This is a genomic window from Paraburkholderia sp. Clong3 (genome assembly GCF_050436485.1).
In the GTDB taxonomy this organism is placed as follows: Bacteria; Pseudomonadota; Gammaproteobacteria; order Burkholderiales; family Burkholderiaceae; genus Paraburkholderia; species Paraburkholderia tuberum.
The window spans coordinates 559,311-581,340 of the sequence record NZ_JBNDMH010000001.1; the positions used below are offsets into that span (position 1 = coordinate 559,311).

Sequence of the window (22,030 nt, forward strand, 5' to 3'; positions counted from 1 at the left end):
GAGTTAATGAATCTGCGAGTAGCTGGACGATCACGTTTCACGTCAATCGCGTGAATGCTCGGAGCTTTCTTCCACCGCACGGAGGTTCGAATATGAATAATCGCTTTGTTGCGCAACTCGTCGCCTTGTCATTTGCCGGTATGTCCGCGCTCGCGATTGCGGCTGGGCCCCCCAAGGACGAGGGCGGCGGCCAGATGGCCGGTACGGGCCGTCAGCAGGTGATGCCGACGATTCCGCACCGTGACTGGCATAAAGGTCAACGTGTGCCGGCCGAATACCGTAACTACAACTTCATGATGGACGACTGGCGCGGACATGGCCTCAACGCGCCGCCGCGCGGGCACAAATGGCTGGGTGTCAATGGCGACTATGTGCTCGTAACGACGAACAACTGGACCATTTCAGACATTGTCGCCGGAACGCAGTAATGCTTCCTCTTGGTGCCCGGGCTATCCGGCGACCAGTTTTAGCGCCGGAACCTGGGCCATTCATCGACACGACATGATTTCGTCATTTTGGCGTCGATTTAATGCTGCGTGTCGTATAGCCGGTCGGGAACGAACAATGCAGTCACGCCGCTCAAAAAGAACACCGCGCCGACCACGAGAAAACCAAGTCCGATTGAGAACTGCGTCGCGATAAAACCGATGACGATCGGCGCCGCCCCCGAACAGAAGCGCCCGAGATTATACGAGCCGCCCACCGCGGTGCCGCGCACCGACGTCGCAAAACTCTCCGACATGAATGTGCCGATCGTGCCGAGCGGCACGCCGTACAGAAAGCCGAAGACAAGCATCAGCGTGGAAATGTTGTCGTGGGTGTGCCAGAAAATGATCACGGGCAGAAAGAGTGCCGCACCGATACAGCCGAGCACGTACACGCCGCGCCGGCTCCAGCGGTCACCGAGCCAGCCCGCGAAGATCTTGCCGATGAAGGCGACCACGTATGTGCCGATCATATAGCCGGTCAGCGAGCTGAACTTGATGTGCAATTCCTTCTCGAGATACGTCGGCAGCCAGTTGTTCAGGCCGTAAAAGCCGGACAGCACGAAGACTGACGCGAAGGTCCACAGGATGAACATCGTGCGCGCCTGGCGGTCGCGGAAAATCTGCGCGTAGCGATTGTCGACGAGCCGCGTTTTGCTCGCATGGTCGGCAGCCCGGCTCGCGAGCCATGCCGCCGGTTCGGGCACCGCGAACTTGATCGCGAATGCGAGCAGCACCGGCACGGCAGACACGTAGTACAGCGTGCGCCAGCCGTACTGCGGCAGGATCCAGTTGCTGAGTGCGATCACGACGATATAGCCGGCCGAAATGCCGGTTTGCAGCATGCCGAGTACCAGCGAGCGCCGTTCTGTCGGCACATATTCGGCTACGAGCGTGGTGACCAGCACCATGCAGCCAATGCCGAGCGAACTGATAAAGCGCACCGCCGCGAATTCGACGAAGCTGTGCGTGAACCCGAGCATCCCCGCGCCGAGCGAGAACAGCGCGAGCGCCCATGCGATGACCCGCACGCGGCCGAGACGATCGCTCGCCCAGCCGCCGACAATGCCGCCGATCGCCATGCCGAGCAAGGTCAGACTGCCGAGCGCGCCCGCTTCGACATTGGTCAGCCCGAAGTCGTCCTTGATGCGCGACAGGGTGAGGCCGTACATCATCACGTCGGCGCCATCGGCGATCAGCGCGAGGTAGGCGAGCACGAAGACCAGCACCCAGCGGCCTTGCGAGACGGCGGAATGGGTCACCGCTCGATAGTTTTGCAGGTCGGATGGTGTTTTCATGAACGGGCGGCGCAAGCGGGGGATGCCGTATTCTGCTTGAGCAGAGCGGGGACAAGGAAGGCGCCGATCAGGAGGCCTATGCTTTCATGACGGCTGGTGTACCAGCCTTCCTTGTGGGTCAGGTTCATCGTACCGATGCACACGCCATCATAGGCGATCGGAATGTTCAGGATCGAGCCGAGACCGATACCTGTCATCACCGCGTGATCGTCGAAGGCCTCGCGAATGCCTTGCGACGTGGCGGCACGAAACGGCTTCAGATCCTGAAGTATCTGTCGCGCCCACGCGGTGCCTTGCTTCTTTTTGCGGCCGCCCAGTGGATAGACGTCCGGCATGTTCGTGTAGACCCGTTCGACCTCGTGACGCCGCGCATCGTAGGACATGATCGTGAACAGGCTTAGGCCTATCGCCTTTGCCGCCACCGCGTGAACCGCGCGGAACAGCTCGAGCGGTTGATTCTTCAGGCGCATCGCCAGCGCGAGACGCTCGAGGTCTGCGATATCCAGCATCTGCGTATCGTGCGGTGCGGGTTCGGTCAGGTTGCCTTGCATCATTTGCATCGCGTTTGCATCGGAAAGTGTGAAAAGTCGCAGTGCGTTCAGCCGTGCATGCGGGTGGAGTTCAGCTGGCCTCGCGCGTCGCGAGCCGGTTCGAGTTCGCTCGCCTCGATATCTTCGAGCGAGCGGTTGCGCGTTTCGATGCCGAGGAAGAACACCACGCATGCGCCGATCACCAGCACCGTCGTGGTCATCGCGAATACACCGAGGAAACCGGACAGCGGATAAACGAGGCCGACGAGGATCGGCGCGCTGACCGAGCCGATGCGGCCGAACGATGACGACGAGCCCGTGCCCGTCGTGCGTACCGCGGTGGGAAACACTTCCGGCGTGTAAGCGTAGACGCCGGCGAATGCGCCGTTCATGAAGAACGACAGCGCGATGCCCGCGGTCATGATCTGTATGCCGGTATGAGAAAACGCGAGCGTGATCGCGGCGATGCCGCCGAACAGCATGTAGGAAGCGACCACCGCCTTGCGGCCGATCTTTTCGTTGAGCCACGCCGCCGAGAAGTAACCGGGAATCTGCGCGCCATAGATTGCAATCGAATAGCCGAAGCTCTTCGTCATCGTCAGCCCTTCCTTGACGAGCAGGCTCGGGATCCACGCGAAGAACGAGTAGTACGCGAACGCGACCGAGAACCACATCAGCCAGCTGACCGCGGTCGTGCGCGCGAGTCGCGGCGACCACAGCGTGAGCACGTTGCGCCACGCGTTGGCGCGCGCCGGCGTCGAGGCCGGCGTGGGCAGCGCGTGAAGCGCGTGGTTCGCAGTCACGGGCGCAAGCGCAATGCCGCGCTCGACGAACGCCGCTTCGATGCGGCCGACGATGCCGTTCGCTTCGGCCGCGCGGCCCTGGCTTTCGAGCCAGCGCGGCGATTCCGGCAGCGTCCGGCGCCACCACAGCAGCATCACGACGGGCAGCGACGTGATCACGGCCAGATAGCGCCAGCCGTCGACGAAGTTGCGCACCACCGCGAAGCCGAGAATCGACGAGGTCAGATAGCCGAACGACATGAAGCCGACCAGCGCGCCGCAGAAAATGCCGCGATAGCGGCGCGGCACGAACTCGGCGAGAAACGGCGCGATCACGACCGTCTCCGCGCCCGAACCGAAGCCCGCGACGACGCGCAGCGCGAAGAACGTGTGCCAGTCGTGCGCGGTCGCGCTCGCGAGAGACGCGACGCAATAGATGGCGAGCGCGCTCATCATGATGCGGCGCCGGCCGATCACGTCGGCGAGCACACCCGACAGGAACGCGCCGAAAAAGTAGCCGATATAGGTGCTGCTCGCGACGAGCCCGGTCTCAGCGCTCGTCAATTGCCACAGCTTGCTGACGACCGGCAGCAGAAACGCGAGCGACGACGAATCGAGCCCGTCGAACATGTACCCGAGCCCGCCGATCAGCAGCAGTCTGCGGTGAAAGCTCGACAGGGGAAGTCTTTCAAGACGGGCGGCGACGGCGGACACGGCAACTTCTCCTGAAGGAAATGGCGCGGCGAGGCCGCGCGTTCTGCGCTGATGGATGCTTCGGGCCGCTTATCGGCCGATTGCGTAGGCCTGCATCTGACGCGGTGTAGCGGCGCCTCGCATCAAACCGTTGCGGATCGCGACCGCGCAGACCCGGCCGAGCGCCCACGGTTCCGCGACGGTGAGGTCGTGGCCCCGCGCGTGCAGTTCGGCGAGCGTGCTGTCCGGAAAGCGCGACTCGGCTGACATCTTGCCGAGCTGCATCGCGCGCGGATAGAACGAGCCGGGGAAGTGCGCGGTCTGGAACGAGGGCGCATCGGCGGCGGCCTGGAAGTTCATGCCGCCATGCACGTGTTTGAGGAACAGCTGCAGCGACCACTGATCCTGCTGGTCGCCACCCGGCGTGCCGAAGGCCGCGTACGGTTTGCCGTCGCGCGTGACGAGCGTCGGCGACAGCGTGGTGCGCGGCCGGCGGCCCGGGCCGAGTGACGAAGGCAGGCCTTCTTCCATCCAGAACATCTGCGCGCGCGTGGTGACGTTGAAGCCAAGCCCCGGCACCGCCGGCGACGCCTGCAGCCAGCCGCCCGACGGCGTAGCCGACACCATGTTGCCCCAGCGGTCGACCACGTCGAGATGCACGGTATCGCCGCGCAATTCGGGCAGCGGCGCGAAGGTCGGCTCACCTTGGCCAAAGCCGCCGGCCTGCTCGCGCCCGGCATTCGCGACGATGCGCGCGGCGCGTTGCTCGCTGTCGCCGAGCAGCCCGGGACGGAATTCGAACGACGCGCGGCGCGGATCGACGAGGCGGCGCCGCTCGTCGTTGTACGCGTCGCTGAGCAGCACGTCCATCGGCACATGCGAAAACGCCGGGTCGCCGTAGAACACTTCGCGATCGGCGAATGCGAGCTTCGAGCACTCGATCACCGTGTGCACGAAATCGGGCCCGAGGGGGTCCATCGCGCCGAGATCGAAACCCTTCAGCAGCGCGAGCTGTTGCAGGAACATCGGGCCCTGGCCCCACGGGCCGGTTTTGTGCACGCGCATGCCCGCGTAGTCGTAAGACACCGGGTCTTCGTAGGTTGGCTCCCAGCGCGCGAGATCGCCCGCATCGAGCAGACCGCTATTGCGCAGGCCCGAGGTGTCGAGCACGGCGGTCGAACGGAAGTACTGGTCGATCGCGTCGGCGACGAAGCCGCGATAGAAGACATCACGCGCGCGTTCGCACTGCTCGGCGCGATCGCTGCGCGTATTTGCCTCGCGCAGGATGCGCTTGTAGGTTTCGGCGATCGCGGGATTCGCGAACAACTGGTTCGGCATCGGCGCCTCGCCGTTGCGCAGCCATTGCTCGGCCGAGGTCGTCCATTCGGTGCGGAAGAAGTCCTGAATCGCGAGAATCGACGATGCCATGCGTGGCAGCACCGGATAGCCGTTTTCCGCGTAGCCGATCGCATAGCTCAGCACTTCTTCGAGCGGCAACTGGCCATAGTCGCGCAGCAGCGCCATCCACGCGCCGAATGCGCCCGGCACGACCGCGGGCAGCAGGCCCGTGCCCGGCACCACGTCGAGCCCCATCTTGCGCATCCGCTCGATCGTCATGCGCGCGGGCGTCACGCCTTGTCCGCACAGCACGCGCACGCGTTCTTCGCGCGCGCTGTAGAACACCACCGGCAGCTCGCCACCCGGACCGTTCAGATGCGGCTCGACGATCTGCAGGACGAAGCCGGCCGCGGCGGCGGCGTCGAACGCATTGCCGCCTTTTTCGAGGACCGCCATCGCCGATGCGCTCGCGAGCCAGTGCGTCGAGGCCACCATGCCGAAGGTGCCGATCAGTTCTGGACGGGTTGTAAACGACATGCGCGACTCCTTGGCGACGACGGTCCGAATGGCGGAACCAATATGAAATGGTTCAATTGGAAAAAATGAAAGCGTAAAACTAACGAAGCCGGGTTGCACCCGGTGTTAACCATCAACATGCGACCCAGTATAGCGAATCAAAAATCACCGGGTGCTGGTATGTCATGCCGCCGCGATTCTGGTATCGTTTGGACCAATACAAATTGGTTCAGTGGACAACATGGACAAACCGGTACTGGATGCGCTGCTCGACTACATCGCCGATCATCAGTTGAAGGACGGCGACGCGCTGCCGCCCGAACGAAAGCTCGCCGAGGAACTGGACGTGAGCCGCCGCGAGCTGCGCGCGGCGCTGGCTTCGCTCGAGGCGTCGGGGCGCGTGTGGCGCGGCGTCGGCCGCGGCACCTATCTGGGCGCGCGGCCGCTGAAGTTTGCGCCGACGCTGCGCGGCTTGCGCGCCGGCACCAGTCCCGCGGATATCGCCGAAATGCGGCTGCTGTTCGAGCCGGCGCTGGCCGCGCTGGCCGCGACGAAAGCGAGTGGCGACGACCTGCAGGAACTGGAGAAATGCGCACGCAAAAATGCCGCCGCGAAAAACGACGACGAGTGGCAGCAATGGGATCATCGCTTTCATTTGCTGATCGGACATGCCACGCGTAATCCCGCGTTGATTGCGTTGATGGAGGTGATCAACGGTATGCGGGTGAAGCCGGAGGTGCGCGAGAAAACGTCCGCGCAGGAGACGCGGCAGTTTTTCGCGCAACAGCATCAGGCGATCGTCAATGCGCTGAAAGCGCGCGATGCGGATGCGGCCGCGCAATGCATGCGCGAGCATCTGCTGAGCGTGCAGTGGCGTGCGTCGGCGAAGACCGATGGTGCGGCGGCGCGGCGTGCGTGAGGTTGCCGTGGTGCCGCGCGTCGATCGGGATGGCGGCGCTTTACTGCGCAAGCTTCCGGTTCAGCCGGCGCATGCCGTCGAAGACCGCATCGGCCACGTCCAGCGGAAAGTCGGCGGGCAGTTGCGACGAGACTGTGTCGATCACCGTCTCCGTTTGCGCGGTCAACTGATCGATCAGCGTATCGACGTCCGCGGCGGAAAAACCGACGCGCTGTCCTTCGGCCACCCAATGCCGGCGCTGGATCTGATTGAGCAGGTAGTGGACGTTCTTGCCGCGAACCGCCATCGCCAGTTTCACTTTTTGCGCCGCGAGGCGCCCCGCGCCGCTGCCGATGATCGGATGCGCGGACAGCACGTCATAAAGCGGCGTGGATTCGTAGCGATTGCCGGGCAGATGCGCAATGCTGAAGTTCTTCGCGTGGCCATCGGTCGCGGCGAGCAGCCAGAAAACCAGCTGCGTCGCGAAGAAGTTGCGCCGGTCCGTCGTCGCGCGTGTGGACCTCGCGAGTATCTCCATGATCGCCTCGATGCCCGGACCGCCATCGGACTCGTACTTGTGCAGCGCCGACGTGCCAGTGGCCTGGCACATGTCCTCTTGCGGCAGACGCACGATCCACGTGGCGTCGCTCGACAAACGGCGATCGAAGCGCTCGACGATCAATACCTTCTGCTCATCGAATCGCGCGATTTCGCAACGCGCGACGGGCAGCCCGTAGGCCGCGACGATCTGCGAGCACAGCCATTCGTTTTCCACCGACGTGCGCATATCGGCGCGCATGTTGCCGACGAGCCCGAGCGGCAGCTTGAAGATGTGCGTGGTCGGCGTGCTGCCTTCGGGCAGCAGCCAGCGATTGCGATGACGGAGCAGCGCGGTTTTTTCCTGCGCGCCGGCGATCGACAGACGCAGGTCTTCGAGCGGATCGTGCTGCCCGAGCGGCGCCGCCGTCGTCGTGCCGCGTAGCAACGCCGCGATGTCGCTGTCGCTGAGTTCGCGACCGTGGATGCTCGTCAGATCGCTCGGCTCTTCGTCCGGCGACAGCAGTTGCAATGCGCCGACGCAGTCGCGGCCGAGCGCGGTGAGCAACGCAAACGGCGCGGCGCTGCCGGTCCGGTAGCGCGCGGCGATGCGGCGCCGGATCGGTTCGCTGTCGGGCAGCAGGTTGTCGAAATAGTCGGCGACGATCTGGCCGCGATACGCCTGATTGCCCGGTGTGAACGGCAGCGACAGCGATAGCGGACGTCCTTGCGGATCGTCGATCCATTCGTCGGCATAGCTCAGACGTTCGCCGCTGCGTGTCGTTTCCCAGGCGCCGACCCGCAGGCCGTTCATCCACAGATTCAGACGGTTCGGTGTGCTGCGCGCCATGCTTACCAGTCCTCCCGTTTCTTGCTGGTGCTGGCCGCTTTGGTTGCCTTGGCGGGTTTGACCGCTTTGGGCTTTTGCGCCGACGCTCCCGGTTTGAGCGGCACGCGCGTGGCGCGTTTAGCGTTGCCTTTTGCGTCGACCGGCGTTCCGGCGACTGGCGTTCCGGCGACCGGCGCTCCGGCGGCCGGCGTTCCGCTCCCGGCGCGGCGGGAGCGGTTCGGCGCCGGCGCGGCGTCTTCCACGGCCACGCTTTGCGTCGATCCGCTCTGCGCGAGCTTCAGATCGACCTGCAAGACCCGCAACACCCTGAAGAGCCGTTCGACGCTGACGGTCGCCGGATTCGCTTCGAGTTGCGCGTAGGTCTGTTGCGTGACCCCGAGATGCGCGGCCATCGCGGCCTGAGTGAGGCCGGCGGCCTTCCTGAAGCCCTGCAGGATCGGTCTGAGCTGGCTCAGTGTCTTGATGGCGTAGTCCACGGTCGATCTCCGGTTCGGCTGCGGCGGCGTAACAGCCTAAAACCTGTAAATAACAGATACAGTCTATACTCTGTATTTAGCAAATACAAGCTAGAGACTGTTAATGACGAGCACGGACGCATTTGAAACGGCGTCCCGTCACGCTACTCATCACGCAACTAACGGTCAACCGCACACCGCCACCCCCTTCGCTGCTGCGCAGCCCCTCCGCCGCAGGCAACATGTGATCCGCCGAAAATAAAGATGATCGACAAACGCAACCATAAAATCGCATCTGTTTCACTGCTGGTTGGTGCTGCCACCAGAAGAAGCAACGCCTCGACCGGAAATAGATAAATCCGAATCGTTTTCGATTGACGATCTAATCAGGAAGCCGAACATTCAGGCAAAACAAAAGCTGTTTTCGCATTGCGTGGCCAGAACACTGAATGGCCGTCGATAACGAATCGCTAGCAATATCACGGGCGCTCAAATCGAGCGCAGGATAACTGACGAGTGTCGACGCGCATTGCATCGTATCCTTTCGCTCGCTGAATGAAATTTGACACAAATGTCACGCGCCGCGCATCGAGAGGAAACGGGCTTGGAAATTACAGAAAAGGCTGTAGACTCTATAGCGTGTATTACGCGGCGACGCCAACACGAGTCCAATCGTTGCGCGCACACAGCATGTGTGCAAATCACTCCAATCCGCCACGAGATTTTTCTGCCATCAAGGTGTCTATTCGCTGATACGACCCAACGCCAATAGAAGCCGAACCGGCGAACCACGCCGACCGGTGAACCTGAAAGGAGATTCGACGAGACACACAGACCATTCTTCCAAATAACGCGATCGACGCCGCCGGATGCGGTCGCCGGCGGGCCGCTGGAGAACATAACTTCTTTGGAGTATGTGATGGCAAGCAAACCACAATGGCGAACGCTGTTATCTCTGACTTTTCTATCGCTGGCAATGATGGGCAACGTCGCGCGTGCGGAGAGCATTCCAATTGTCACAGGCCAGCAATGGATGCAGTCGACCGATGAGCAGAAGAAAGCGTATCTGGTCGGCATCTCGAATTTGATCGACGTCGAGCGCGCCTATGCCGGCAACACGGCGAACAGCAATGACATCGCACAGCGCTTCGGCAAGGGCATGCAAGGCCAGACACTCGACAGCGTGCGTCAAGGCCTCGACGGCTACTACGCCGCCAATCCCACGATGATCCAACACCCGGTGATCGAGACCCTCTGGTTCCAGATGGTCGTGCCCGGCCTGAAGAAAAATCAGTAAGGAGAACGATCATGAAACGACTTGGGTGGATCGTCAGTATTGGCGCACTGGCCGCGATCATCGGTTGCACGGACATGAGCCCGCAGACGCAGGGAACGGTGAGCGGCGCGGCACTTGGCGCGGGCGCCGGTGCGGGCATCGCGGCGATCTCCGGCGGCGATGCGTGGACCGGCGCGATCATCGGCGGCGCGGCGGGCGGCGTGGCCGGCAATATCCGCGGCCGTCAGTAATTACCGGCGAGCAGGCAAGGCTGGGGCGCGACCTGGGTCACGTCCCGGTTTCGTTACTGAAGCGCACGGCCCGATCAGGCCTTGATCAGGCATTCCACGGCCGTCGAGTGAAGCGATTTCCGAGGCGTCGCTGAAGGACCGTTCTTCCATGAGGCACCTCTCCCTTCCCCGCGACGCCGTATGCATTCCGTGCCATTTTCCTCACGTCGAATGTCAAGTAGCGAAGCGAATGGGGCGAATTCATTCGCGCTCGCGACATCGCGCATCCCCAGTTCGTCATGAAAATAATCCGTTCATACTCGAGCCGCTGTCGACGTCGCGTTGGCCGCCCGGCCGACAAAGTTTGAACCGGTGATTAAAAGCCCTTAGGATATCCACATCGGAAGCCGCCGCGATGGCGGCATGCGCACACCACGCAGAGAGCAGTCTGCGCGCGGTGCAACCTTCATCTCATCAAGAGAACACGAATGCTGCGCACGTCACTGAAGGTGATAAAGATAAGTGCATGGGTTCTGGTGCTGCTGGCGGTGCTCGCATTGGGGCTACGCGCGTGGTATTCGCAGCGCGGGCCGGAGCTGTCGGTATGGCACACCTATGTGCCGCGCGAAATGACCGTCGAGGAAATGGACACCGCCGACTGGAACGCATACATCAAGGCGGAAAATCGGATTTTCGACGACGTGCGCGTCAATGTCGTTGAAAAGCTGCGGCCGTCCGAGCGCATTCCGGCGAACCGCTATTACGAGGGCTCGCCGATTTTTCCGTGGCATTTCGCCGAAAACTGGAATCACTCGTACATTCTCGAGCCGTCGGGGCCACCCGTCGGCGCGGTCGTGCTGCTGCACGGCATGACGGATGCGCCGTACAGCATGCGGCATATCGCGCGCCGATATCGTGATCGCGGTTTCGTCGCGATCGGCATCCGCTTACCCGGACATGGCACGGTGCCGGCGGGGCTCGTCGACGTGCACTGGCAGGACTGGACCGCGGCCACTCGGCTCGCGGTGCGTGAAGCGCGCCGTCGCGTGGGGCCGGACAAGCCGATCGAGCTGGTCGGGTTTTCGAACGGCGGCGCGCTCGCACTGCAATATGCGCTCGACGCGATCGAGAATCCCGCGCTCGCGCGTCCGACGCGCGTCGTGCTGATCTCGCCGATGATCGGCGTCACGCGTTACGCACGCTTTGCCGGTCTCGCCGGATTGCCCGCGGTGCTGCCGGCCTTCGCGCGCGCCGCGTGGCTCGGCATCGTGCCGGAGTTCAACCCGTTCAAGTACAACTCGTTTCCTGTGAATGGCGCGCGACAGTCCTTTCTCCTCACGAGCGTGATTCAGGAACAGATTGCGCGGCTCGAGCGCGAGAACCGGCTCGATAAGTTGCCGCCTATCCTGACGTTCCAGTCGGTGACGGATTTCACGGTCAGCACGCCAGCGGTGATGTCGGCGCTCTACGACAAGCTGCCGGAGAACGGCAGCGAAATCGTGCTGTTCGACGTGAACCGCAGCGTGCGCTTCAGGACCTTCCTGCGCTCCGCGTCGTACACGGCGCTCTCGCGCCTATTGCGCATCGGTCCGCAGAACTATCGCACGACGGTGATCGCCAACGTGTCGCCGGATTCAGCGCGTACTGTCGAGCGCAGCGTTTATGCGGGCGAAGTGCAAACGCGTGTCAAGCCGCTGGATATCGACTATCCGCAGGATATTTTCTCGTTGTCGCACGTCGCGATTCCATTCCCGATCACCGACGCGCTGTACGGCATCGCGCCGGACGATTCGGAGAACTTCAACGAGAACCTCGGCACGCTCGCGCCGCGCGGCGAACGCGGCACACTGATTCTGACGCTCGATTCGATGTTCCGCATCGCGTCGAATCCGTTCTTCCCGTATCTGCTGCAGCGTATCGACGAAGGCATCGGCAAGATGCCGCCGCCGGTCGTCAAGTCACCGCCGCGCACGCATGAAACCGCCGACGGTTCGCCCGACGATTTCGCCGAAAATCTGAATGCGCTCGAGCAGGTCGGCTCGGACGAGCCTTGAAATCTCGATGCTTTGAATCAAGCTGACGGCAATTGCACTGCCACCCTCGCGAGATGTGACCAGACGGCCCGCACCTACCGCGGGCCGCCTGCTTTTCGGCTCGAAGATCGACGTTACGGCTGATACGACGAATCGACGATCGTCCACAGCGCCGCTTTCGGCTGCAGGTTCGCATCGAACAGTAACGGCAGGTTGTTGCGCGGCACCGGCGTCGACGTCAGCCACGTGTGCTTGTCCGAATAGCCCCAGAACGTGACCGCCTTGATGCTCGGCTCCTGCTCGAACAGAGCGAACACGGCGCGATAACGCTCGGCCTGCGCGCGCATGATGTCGTTCGGCACTGGATGCCCGAGGTCCGGCAGACATGCATGCGGATCGCTCCAGCATTCACCGGGATCGGCATAGAGACTCACGTCGAGCTCGGTCACCTGGTTTTCGAGGCCGAGCGCGGCGACGTCGTCGAACGCCTGCTTGATGTTCGGCAGCGGCGGCCAATTTACGCTGATATGCATCTGATGCCCGACACCGTCGATCGGCACGCCCTGCGCGCGCAAATCGCGGATCACCGCGAGCAGCTTTGCGCGCTTGCCCGGATCGTCGGTGTTGTACTCGTTGATATAGAGCTTCACGTTCGGGTCCGCCGCGCGCGCCGCGCGGAAGGCGATCGCGATGTAGTCCTTGCCGAGCGTCCGATACCACGGACTGTCTTCGCGATACACCTGATGCGGATCGTCGCTGATCACTTCGTTGACTACGTCCCACGCGTAGACCTTGCCTCGGAAGTGTGTGACGACGTCGGTTACATATCGATCGAGCCGCTTCGCGACGATGTCGTAATAGAGCGGATCTTTCGGATCGCCGGCGAAGAACCAGTCCGGCGCCTCGGTCCAGTCGCCGGCCTTGAAGTGCCACAAGAGCGTGTGCCCGCGCACCGCAATGCCGTGCGCTTGCGCGAACGCGACGATCCTGTCGGCCGGTTCGAAGTTGTACTTGCCTTCCGCGACGCCGATCGTGCCCGGCTTCATCTTGTTCTCGGCGGTCAGGCTCGAGAACTGGGCGGCGACGAGCGCCGCGTCGGCGGGACTGTCGATTGAATCAGGTTCAATCGCCGCGCCGACCTTGAAGTGCGCGGCCATCACACTGCGCAACGGCGGCAGCGCTTCAGCGGGCGCCGCGGCGAGCGGTTGGCCGTCATGAGCGACGGCGGCCTGGTTGTGCGCGCAGCCTGCGGTTGCGAGCGCGCAAACGGCGACGGCTGCGCAGAGCATGCGCATTGAAGTCCTCAAAGGACGCACTCCTGGTCTCCTTGTGACGGAATGCCGGTTCGGATGTCTTCTCTAACTATGCTTACCGTTACCGGTAACAGAGAAGATGTTAAGCAGCCTCTGTCAGCCCCGCTATGAGGGATTTACCTGACATATCGACGAGACATGGATGGTGAATCAGCGTCGAGTCGACCGGCTTGACACGGCGTGGGTTGAAAGCGCTTTCAGATGGGGATTGCACGGAACCGCCGCGCGGCTAACGGCGCGAAACAGGGCGCCAGTCACTGAATCCCAACTGGCGAGACAGGAAAACCGAATCCGTTCAACGCGCGGGTTTGCTTCAATCGTCGTCCGCGCGGCGATTCAGTTTGATTTCAATGCCCGTTCAGCGAGCCAGCGTCGGGCGAGAGCCGGTTGTCCACCGAGGTGACACCCGGAACCGACATCGCACTCTGCTCGGCACGCGCGACATGGTCCCGTGCTCGGGCACCCATCCGACCAGCGTGATCCGCCCCGAGTGGGCAAAGACGAACACATGTGACATCCCGACTCCGCTGTGCGCCTCCGCGACCCGCACGCTATGGGCGAGTTGTTGGTCGGTGGCTTGCGAATCCTGGGCATGGGCCGCCGGCGCTATTGCGCTTGAAATCAGCAGCGCGAGTGTAGAAACAAGGGCTGTTTTCACGATACCTCCTTAGAGTGCCAAGGTGTGCCGGCAAAATCCGCCGGCAAATCTTCCGGTTCGACTCGATGCGAGGCGTCGGAAGTGCACTGGACAAAATCCTCTTTCCACTGCACGCGTCGCGGTTATCGCGGTTGCGCGCCGAGGTTTTGCCAGTCGGGGCGATGGGCGGTCGTGCCTTCGCCCGCAGAAAAGTTGCAAGGGCAGCGTGTTCGAACGGGACGTCGCATGTGCGGCGTGGCGGGGGAACAGCGAGAGCCGAGGGATGGGAGCTGGTTGGAGCGGTCGTGATGGAGCGCGAGAGCCAGACGGATGCGCCGACAATCCTGCACCCAGCCTGCTACGCGGCTGAGCCCGGCTCGTTGCCCGGCATCGTATGCATTGATGATAGTCGCTAATGTCCACCACTGCTGGCGGCTCCTGCGCCAGTTCGTCAAGCCCAAACCGGCAATGCAAGCGGGGCGGCTCGTTGCATCTTCGCAACATCAAGCGCGAAATTTTGCTTGCATTCGAGCGTGTCTTCCTTGTTAAGCAAGCGCTGAGCGACGCGCGAGACGGATTGGCGCATCGTTTCGGTGCATGAGTTCAAACGGATTTCCGACGCTTGTGACCATCACGTAATGGTCACAAAGCAGGGCGCTACTGCGGGATCGTCCGGCGCGCAACTGTTATCGATAACAGCGTTTTCCCTAAGCAGTTAGTTTGATGCGCGGCGCAAGGTCATTCCTATAATCGCCTCGAAATGTGAAGCAAATAAGTAGCGAACATTTCGGCAAGAGGGGAAACGTGTGAGAACGCGTGCGTCCTGTGCGGCTTGGAGACGCCAAAATATATATAGGATATCTAAATGAAGAAGAAGCTTATTGCTGTGTCGGTGATGGCAGCCGCGACGACGGTGGCCCATGCGCAGAGCAGTGTCACGTTGTACGGCCGTATCGACAACGGCATCCAGTTTGAAACCGGCCTCCCGGGCGGCCACGCGTGGTCAGCCCAAAGCGGCGACTGGGGTTGCTCGTGGTTCGGCCTGCAGGGCGCCGAAGATATCGGCGGCGGCACGAAGACGGTCTTCCAGCTCGAAGGACAGCTCAACACGATGACCGGTGCATCCGCGGGCAATCTGTTCGGCCGTCACGCAACGGTGGGGCTGACGAACGACCACTGGGGTTTGTTCAAGATCGGTAACCTCGGCGCCGGCGAACTGGCGCAGGACAGCTGGGGCACCGACCCGCAGGTGATGCAGCGCTACGCGATCTCGACACTGGTGCGCGGCCGCAACTGGACGAGCACCAGCAACGGCGCGGAGTACAACTCGCCGGTGCTGTTCGGCGGCCTCGTGCTGAAGGGCCAGTATTCGCTGACCAACAACACGAGCTGGAACTCGGCGCCTGTCAACTCGGCTGGCGTGCCGACCGGCCAGGGTCGTACGAACGCGGTCGAAGGTGTGTACACGTGGGGCAACGGCGACGTCCGCGTGATCTATGACGAAGTGCGCGGCGCCAACGGCTCGTTCAACAACGTCTACTCTGCTTCGCGGATGGCCCTTGTCGGCGGCACGTACGTGCTAGGTCCGGTCAAGCTGTACGCGGGCTACCAGCACCTGAGCGCGCCTGACGCGACCAACGCGAGCGTGGGCGTAACCGATGCGTCGCAGCCTCTCGGCGTGAGCGCGCCGACCAGTGTGAACCACGAATGGTTCGGCGCCGCATGGCAAGTCACGACGCCCACGCAGGTGACGGCTGCGGTCTACCACGCGAACGCGAACAACGGCAACGGCAATGCAACGCTGTTCACGCTCGCCGCGACGTACGCGCTGTCGAAGCGCACGTTCCTGTACACGGAAGCCGGCTACGTGCACAACAGCTCGACATCGAACCTGAACCTCGGCAACGGGCCGTACGGCAACAACAACTTCGATGCGGTGACGGGCACGTCGTCGAACAGCAACCCGAACTATGGTCATAGCCAGACCGGCGTGTTCGCCGGGATCATGACCTCGTTCTGAGTTGAGGTTGCCTGATCAGCAATCGCAGTGATCTCTTTGTTTCAAGGACTGTTTATTTCTCTTTCATAGAGAGGCCGGTGCGACGCCTCCTCCACCCTCGTCGCATCGGCTGCTTTTTGTTTTTTTCGAATTCATCACCGGACGTAGTGCGCCTCTTCATATCTGAAAGCGCTTTCATCACAGGATTCAGGCAGAACTCATGACCCACGACGGCTCCAACGATAAACCCGGCGCGCCCAAGGTATCCAACGTACCCCCTGCGCCCAACGTGACGCTCGAAGCCATCGCGCGCGCGGCTGGTGTTTCTCCGAGCACCGTATCGCGGATCCTGAACGGTTCTGCGCGCGTGCTTCCCGCCAAGCAGCAGGCGGTGGAAGCGGCGATCGCGCGTTTCAACTATCGGCCGAACGTGCTCGCGCGCAGTCTCGCGAGCGGGCGGACCGAAACGATCGGCGTATTGACGCAGGCGGTGTCGAGCCCGTTTTACGCCGAGTGGCTGCGCGGCATCGAGGAGTCGTTGTACGAGCCGGGCTTTACGCCGATCTTCGTGAGCAGCCGCTGGAACATCGACGACGAAAAGGCGCGCCTCGAGCAGTTCATCGCGCGGCGCGTCGATGGAATCATCTTGCTGCACGCGCAACTCGATGAGTCGACGTTGACCGACTACTCGCGGCACGCGCCAATGCTCGTACTCGGCCGCTCGGTACAAAACAGCGCGACGCTCGCTGGCCTGCCGATCGACAACATGCAGGGCGCACGCGACGCGACCCATCATCTGATCGAGCAAGGCCATCGCGAGATCGCCTTCATCGCCGGGCCGGCAAGTCACGAGGATGCGATCGAGCGCCTCGTCGGCTACCGGACCGCGCTCGAGGAAGCGGGCATCGGTTTCGATGCCGATCTCGTCGAGCAGGGCGATTACCTCGAAACGGGCGGCGTCGCAGCGATGGAGCGCCTGATGGCGCGCCATCCATCGTTCAGCGCGGTGTTCTGCGCAAACGATCAAACCGCATACGGCGCGCGCCTCGCGATGTTCCGCCGCGGCGTGCGGGTGCCGGACGACGTGTCGCTGGTCGGCTTCGACGATTTGCCGACCTCGTCGTACATGACGCCGCCTTTGACGACGGTCCGCCAGCCGACTTACGAAATCGGCCGCCTCGCCGCACAGGGCATCGTGCAGATGATCCGCAAGCAGTCGATCGCGCTAAGCCCGATTCCGCTCACGCTCGTGACGCGTGAAACCACGCGGCGAATCACGCCGCCGGTAAAACAGGGGGATACGCCTACGTAGCGGCTGTTTTTTCGCCTCAACGTGAAAGCGCTTTCAGGTATCGGCAGTCAAGCAGAAATTCAGCAGAGCATTCAGCACCAGGCAAAGCAGCACCAAGCAAAGCAGCAACAAAGACAACAGGGGAAGAAGGTCGCAGCAACCGGGTATTCATCGAATGCAATTCAAACAGGGTTCTTCAGGAGACGAGTAATGAAATTCCGCTTTTCAGGCTCTGCCGCCGCCGTTCTGCTCAGCCTGGCCGCAGTCGGCGCGCACGCCAACACCACGTTGACGGTCGCGGTCTTTCCGAAGCTGGATCAGGAAATCAAGGACGCGCTTCCGGCGTGGAAGAAGCTGCATCCGGACGTCGACATCAAGGTGTCGTCGCTCGCGATTGCCGATCACCACAACGCAATGACCACCGCACTCGCGACGAGCTCCAATCTGCCCGACGTGATGGCGGTGGAGGTCGGCTTTATCGGCCGCTTCGCCTCGGGCGGCGGTCTCGAAGATCTGTCGAAGGCGCCGTATAACGCGGGCCAGTACAAAAGCCAGTTCATCAACTACACGTTCGCGCAGGCGACCACGCAGGACGGCACGATCGTCGGCATGCCGGCCGATATCGGTCCGGGCACGCTGTTCTATCGCAAGGACCTTCTCGACAAGGCGGGCGTGACCGAAGCCGACCTGACGAAATCGTGGGACTCGTACCTGGCGGCGGGCGTGAAGATCAAGAAAGCGACGGGTGCGTACCTGATGGCATCGTCGCGCGATATCGAGGACATCTACATTCGCGCCGACCTGAAGGAAGGCGATGGCGTGTACTTCGACAAGGCCGGCAATCCGGTCGTCACGTCGCCGCGTTTCGTGAAGGCGTTCGAGCTCGCGAAGAAAGCACGCGACCTCGGTCTCGACGCGAAGATCGCGCCCTGGTCGAACGAATGGGCCGAAAGCTTCAGGCGCGGGACCGTCTTGACGCAGATGATGGGCGCGTGGCTCGGTGGCCACCTGTCGTCGTGGATCGCCCCGGACACGAAGGGTCTGTGGCGCGCGGCCAATCTGCCGAACAACGCGTACGCATCGTTCGGCGGCACGTTCTACTCGATCCCGGCGAAGGCGACGCAAAAGCCGATGTCGTGGGAATTCATCAAGTTCCTGACGACGCGCCAGGACATGCAGCTCGCATCGTTCCGTTCGATCGACGCATTCCCCGCGCTGCTTGCCGCGCAGAACGACACGTTTTTCGCGGAGCCGGTCGCATTCCTCGGCAACGAGAAAGCGCGTCTGATCTGGCGTGACGCAGCCTCGCACATCCCGGCGATCCAGCGTAGCAAGTACGACCAGGTCGCCGAGGAAGCGGTGCACTCGGCGCTCGACAAGGTCGTCGACGACGGTGCAGACGTGCATACGGCGCTCCAGGAAGCGCAGGACCAGATCGCGCATCGGGTCCGCCGTTAAGCGGTATCGATGCAAGGTCGCGGCACGCTGCGTACCGCGACCGAAGTGTGTCGCAGTGCGCTGCAAGTCTGCTGCAAACAGCGTGGCCGGTCATCGATCCCGGCTACGCCCGACTGGACGGAACTATTGATGAACACCCCGCTGCCCACGACCCCAGAGGTCGCCCGCGATGCGCGCGCGAGCGACGTGCTGAGCTCGCCCGCGCCGTTCGCCGCGCCGCGCAGAACTTCGCGGCTCGATCCGGTGAAAGTCGCACCCTACCTGTTTCTCGGTCCATTTTTCCTGCTGTTCGCGCTATTCATGGCGTTCCCGCTGCTGTTTTCGCTGTACCTGTCGTTCCAGAGCTGGGACGCGACGGCGGGGCTCGCGAGCATGAAGTGGGTGGGTCTGTCGAACTTCACGTTCACGCTGACCGACCCGTGGTACTGGAAGTCGCTGTACAACACCGCGTCGATGGCGATCATGTCCGGCGTGCCGCAGCATCTGGTGGCGCTGCCGCTCGCATTCTTTCTGCAAACCGCGTTTCGCCGCTGGCGCAACCTGGTGGTCGGCCTGTACTTCCTGCCGTTCATCACGTCGAGCGTCGCGATCGCGCTGATCTTCTCGTCGCTGTATTCGACCGACTTCGGCATGATCAACCTCGCGATCGCCGAGCTCGGCAAACTGCCCGGCCTGCACTGGATCGTCCCTGCGCATCCGATCGAGTGGCTGTATAACCCGAAGAACGTCAAGCCGGCGGTGTCGGTGGTGATCTTCTGGCGCTATGTCGGCTGGAACACGGTGCTGTATCTGTCGGCGCTGCAAACCATTCCGAAGGACCTTTACGAGGCCGCGCGCATCGACGGCGCGAACGGCTGGCAACAGTTCACCCGCATCACGATTCCGCTGATCAAGCCGATGATTTTCTTCGCGGTCACGCTGTCGATCATCGGTGGGCTGCAACTGTTCGAAGAGCCGTTCATCCTGCTGCCGAACGAAGGCATGGGTACCAGCCAGTCCGGTCTGACGACGGCCGTCTATATGTATCGCACCGCATTCCACGACGGCGATTTCGGCACCGCGAGTTCGATCGCATGGCTGCTGTTCATTTCGATCGGCGCGTTGATGTGGTTGAACACGAGGATCTTTCACCGCAGCGGCATGAACGAGGAGACACAGCGATGAAATCGTCGAACAACAAGGGCCGTTATATCGGCTACGCGATCGTGGCGGCCGGCGCGCTGCTGATGTTCTCGCCGTTCTACTTCATGTTCGTGTTCGCGACGCACACGAGTTCCGAGATTTTCTCGATGCCGCCCCCGCTGTGGTTCGGCAGCGCGTTTCTCGACAACATGGCCTCGCTGATGCGGCACATTCCGTTCTGGCGAAATCTCGGCTGGAGCTTCTATACGGCCACGATGCAAACCGTGCTGACGCTGCTCGTCACGTCGATGGCCGGCTACGCGTTCGCGATGTACGAATTCCGCTTCAAGAAGACGCTGTTCGCGATCGCGCTGACCGCGATGCTGGTGCCGCCGTTCCTCGGCATGATTCCGACCTTCATGACGATGAACCTGCTCGGCTGGATCGATCAGCCGCGCGCGCTGTACGTACCTGGCGCGGCCGCCGCGCTCGGCGTGTTCCTGATGCGCCAGTACGTCGCGGCGGCGATTCCGTCCGAGCTGATCGAGGCGGCGCGCATCGACGGCTGCAGTGAATTCCGCATCTACCGGAGCATCGTGATGCCGCTGCTGGGACCGGCGCTGGGTACGCTTGGACTGATCAGCTTCATTCAGGCGTGGAACAACTTTCTGTCGGCGCTCGTCGTGCTGCGTTCGCCGTCGATGTACACGCTGCCGCTCGCTCTGCGCATTCTGCAAAGTCCGACCAATTCGGATTGGGGTGCGGTGATGGCGGGCTCAGCGGTCGCGGTGCTGCCGTTGCTGGTGCTGTTCGCATTCACCTCGCGGCGTCTGATCGACGGTCTGACGACCGGCGCGGTCAAGGCTTGAGATTCTCTCTTTCATTTTTCACGCCCTAGCAGGCGTGACCATTCAGGACAACAACATCTATGTCGACGTATCGATTCAACGAAGACTTCGTCTGGGGCGTCGCCACCAGTTCCTACCAGATCGAAGGCGCAGCGCATGAGGACGGCCGCGGCCCGTCGATCTGGGACGCGTTCTGCAACGTGCCGGGCAAGGTCGTGAACGGCGAGAACGGCGATGTCGCATGCGATCACTATCACCTGGTCGAGGAAGACCTCGACCTGATGGCCGAACTCGGGGTCAAGGCTTATCGCTTTTCGATCGCCTGGCCGCGCGTGCAGCCGACTGGCCGCGGCGCATTCAACGACAAGGGCCTCGCGTTTTACGAGCGCCTCGTCGACGGTTTGCTCGAGCGCGACATCCAGCCGTTCGCAACGCTGTATCACTGGGACCTGCCGTTGTCGCTGCAGCATACGCAAAACGGCTGGGAAAGCCGCGACACTGCTTATCGCTTCGCGGACTACGCACGCAAGATCGGCAGCGTGCTCGGCGATCGCATTGGATCGATCGCGACGCACAACGAACCGTGGTGCACCGCGTGGCTCGGCAACGCAACCGGCTATTTCGCGCCGGGCAACGCCGATCTGAAGAAGGCCGCGCATGTCGCGCACCATCTGCTGCTGTCGCACGGTCTCGCGTTGCAGGCACTGCGCGCCGATGGCGTGAAGGCGCCGCTCGGCATCGTGCTGAACCAGTCGCCGGCGCATGGCGCGACGGATGCGCCCGAAGATCAGGCCGCCGCGTCGCTCGAATACGCGAAGTTCGTGCGCTGGTACATGGACCCGCTGTTCAAGCGCGAGTATCCGGCCGAGGCGCTGGAATGGTATGGCGCGAACGGTCCGCAAGACGTGATCCGGAGCGGCGATTTCGACGTGATCGGTACGCCGATGGACTTCCTCGGCGTCAACTACTACACGCGGATCTTCGCGAGCGCATCGGGCGAGAAGCGTCCGCCGGGCGCGCTCGGCTTCACCGACATGGATTGGGAAGTCTATCCGCAAGGTCTCACCGAATTGCTGACGCGCATCAACGCCGACTACAAGCTGCCGCCGATCTACATCACCGAGAACGGCTGCGCGGCGAAAGACGTGCTCGATAACGGCCGCGTGCACGACGCCGAGCGCGTGCGCTTCTACGACCTGCATCTCGCCGCCTTGTCGGACGCGGTGAAACAGGGCGTCGACGTGGCGGGCTATTTCGCCTGGAGCCTGATGGACAACTTCGAATGGGCGTCGGGCTACGACAAGCGCTTCGGCATGGTCTACGTCGACTACGCGAGCCAGGAGCGCACGCTGAAGGACAGCGCGTTGTGGTATCGCGACGTGATCGCGCAACACGCCGGCGTCGCGGCCGTGCGCTGAGGCGCACGCCCGACGACGGGCGC

At 62.6% G+C, this 22,030-nt stretch carries 18 protein-coding genes; 11 read left to right on the forward strand and 7 right to left on the reverse strand.

Annotation, left to right across the window (positions count from 1 at the left end; all coding sequences use genetic code 11):
* The first annotated feature begins 92 nt into the window (after window positions 1-92).
* Window positions 93-428 (forward strand): RcnB family protein, encoded by a 336-nt coding sequence (locus OKW30_RS02725; RefSeq protein WP_184023606.1) that lies wholly within the window; start codon window positions 93-95, stop codon window positions 426-428.
* 98 nt (window positions 429-526) lie between these two features.
* On the opposite strand, the gene OKW30_RS02730 is transcribed toward OKW30_RS02725, so the two are convergent.
* The 4 genes from OKW30_RS02730 to OKW30_RS02745 form a co-directional block, all read right to left on the reverse strand.
* Window positions 527-1,783 (reverse strand): MFS transporter, encoded by a 1,257-nt coding sequence (locus OKW30_RS02730; protein ID WP_184068231.1) that lies wholly within the window; start codon window positions 1,781-1,783, stop codon window positions 527-529.
* Window positions 1,780-2,343, reverse strand: coding sequence for a GAF domain-containing protein (locus OKW30_RS02735; protein WP_429345891.1), 564 nt, complete (start codon window positions 2,341-2,343; stop codon window positions 1,780-1,782). Before OKW30_RS02735 ends, OKW30_RS02730 begins: the two co-directional genes overlap by 4 nt.
* Before the next feature lie 38 nt (window positions 2,344-2,381).
* Window positions 2,382-3,809: an MFS transporter gene (locus OKW30_RS02740; RefSeq protein ID WP_184068236.1), complete on the reverse strand. Its 1,428-nt coding sequence runs from the start codon at window positions 3,807-3,809 to the stop codon at window positions 2,382-2,384.
* Between the two features lie 69 nt (window positions 3,810-3,878).
* Window positions 3,879-5,663, reverse strand: coding sequence for a gamma-glutamyltransferase family protein (locus OKW30_RS02745; protein WP_429345892.1), 1,785 nt, complete (start codon window positions 5,661-5,663; stop codon window positions 3,879-3,881).
* A 220-nt stretch (window positions 5,664-5,883) separates the two neighbouring features.
* Between OKW30_RS02745 and OKW30_RS02750 the strand changes: the two genes are divergently transcribed.
* On the forward strand, window positions 5,884-6,561 hold the full coding sequence (locus tag OKW30_RS02750) for a FadR/GntR family transcriptional regulator (protein WP_184045149.1): 678 nt from the start codon (window positions 5,884-5,886) through the stop codon (window positions 6,559-6,561).
* Window positions 6,562-6,601: 40 nt separating this feature from the next.
* On the opposite strand, the gene OKW30_RS02755 is transcribed toward OKW30_RS02750, so the two are convergent.
* Window positions 6,602-7,927, reverse strand: coding sequence for a type II toxin-antitoxin system HipA family toxin (locus OKW30_RS02755; RefSeq protein WP_429332594.1), 1,326 nt, complete (start codon window positions 7,925-7,927; stop codon window positions 6,602-6,604).
* A gap of 2 nt (window positions 7,928-7,929) precedes the next feature.
* Window positions 7,930-8,403: a helix-turn-helix transcriptional regulator gene (locus tag OKW30_RS02760; protein ID WP_429345893.1), complete on the reverse strand. Its 474-nt coding sequence runs from the start codon at window positions 8,401-8,403 to the stop codon at window positions 7,930-7,932.
* Window positions 8,404-9,301: 898 nt separating this feature from the next.
* Here OKW30_RS02760 and OKW30_RS02765 point away from each other — a divergent pair.
* The 3 genes from OKW30_RS02765 to OKW30_RS02775 all read left to right on the forward strand — a co-directional run bounded on the left by OKW30_RS02765 (window position 9,302) and on the right by OKW30_RS02775 (window position 11,942).
* Window positions 9,302-9,679: a hypothetical protein gene (locus tag OKW30_RS02765; protein ID WP_184068248.1), complete on the forward strand. Its 378-nt coding sequence runs from the start codon at window positions 9,302-9,304 to the stop codon at window positions 9,677-9,679.
* Between the two features lie 11 nt (window positions 9,680-9,690).
* Window positions 9,691-9,909: a YMGG-like glycine zipper-containing protein gene (locus tag OKW30_RS02770; RefSeq protein WP_187626878.1), complete on the forward strand. Its 219-nt coding sequence runs from the start codon at window positions 9,691-9,693 to the stop codon at window positions 9,907-9,909.
* Between the two features lie 467 nt (window positions 9,910-10,376).
* The gene (locus tag OKW30_RS02775) at window positions 10,377-11,942 is read left to right on the forward strand and encodes an alpha/beta hydrolase (protein WP_184068251.1); all 1,566 of its coding nucleotides are present in this window, start codon (window positions 10,377-10,379) and stop codon (window positions 11,940-11,942) included.
* Window positions 11,943-12,055: 113 nt separating this feature from the next.
* Here the strand turns inward: OKW30_RS02775 and OKW30_RS02780 are convergent, their stop codons facing one another.
* Window positions 12,056-13,210, reverse strand: coding sequence for an endo-1,4-beta-xylanase (locus tag OKW30_RS02780; RefSeq protein ID WP_429345894.1), 1,155 nt, complete (start codon window positions 13,208-13,210; stop codon window positions 12,056-12,058).
* A gap of 1,526 nt (window positions 13,211-14,736) precedes the next feature.
* Here OKW30_RS02780 and OKW30_RS02785 point away from each other — a divergent pair.
* From OKW30_RS02785 to OKW30_RS02810, 6 genes are all read left to right on the forward strand, one after another.
* Window positions 14,737-15,891 carry a porin gene (locus OKW30_RS02785; RefSeq protein ID WP_184068257.1) on the forward strand — a complete coding sequence of 385 codons (1,155 nt, stop codon included), beginning with the start codon at window positions 14,737-14,739 and terminating at the stop codon, window positions 15,889-15,891.
* 199 nt (window positions 15,892-16,090) lie between these two features.
* Window positions 16,091-17,182, forward strand: coding sequence for a LacI family DNA-binding transcriptional regulator (locus OKW30_RS02790; protein WP_184068260.1), 1,092 nt, complete (start codon window positions 16,091-16,093; stop codon window positions 17,180-17,182).
* A 189-nt stretch (window positions 17,183-17,371) separates the two neighbouring features.
* A complete protein-coding gene (locus OKW30_RS02795) occupies window positions 17,372-18,619 on the forward strand; it encodes an ABC transporter substrate-binding protein (protein WP_429345895.1) in 1,248 nt (415 codons plus the stop codon).
* 129 nt (window positions 18,620-18,748) lie between these two features.
* A complete protein-coding gene (locus OKW30_RS02800) occupies window positions 18,749-19,783 on the forward strand; it encodes a carbohydrate ABC transporter permease (protein WP_429345896.1) in 1,035 nt (344 codons plus the stop codon).
* Entirely contained in the window at window positions 19,780-20,610 is an 831-nt protein-coding gene (locus OKW30_RS02805) for a carbohydrate ABC transporter permease (protein WP_429345897.1), read from the forward strand. Before OKW30_RS02800 ends, OKW30_RS02805 begins: the two co-directional genes overlap by 4 nt.
* A 59-nt stretch (window positions 20,611-20,669) precedes the next feature.
* The gene (locus tag OKW30_RS02810; RefSeq protein WP_429345898.1) at window positions 20,670-22,007 is read left to right on the forward strand and encodes a GH1 family beta-glucosidase; all 1,338 of its coding nucleotides are present in this window, start codon (window positions 20,670-20,672) and stop codon (window positions 22,005-22,007) included.
* Window positions 22,008-22,030: the final 23 nt, after the last annotated feature.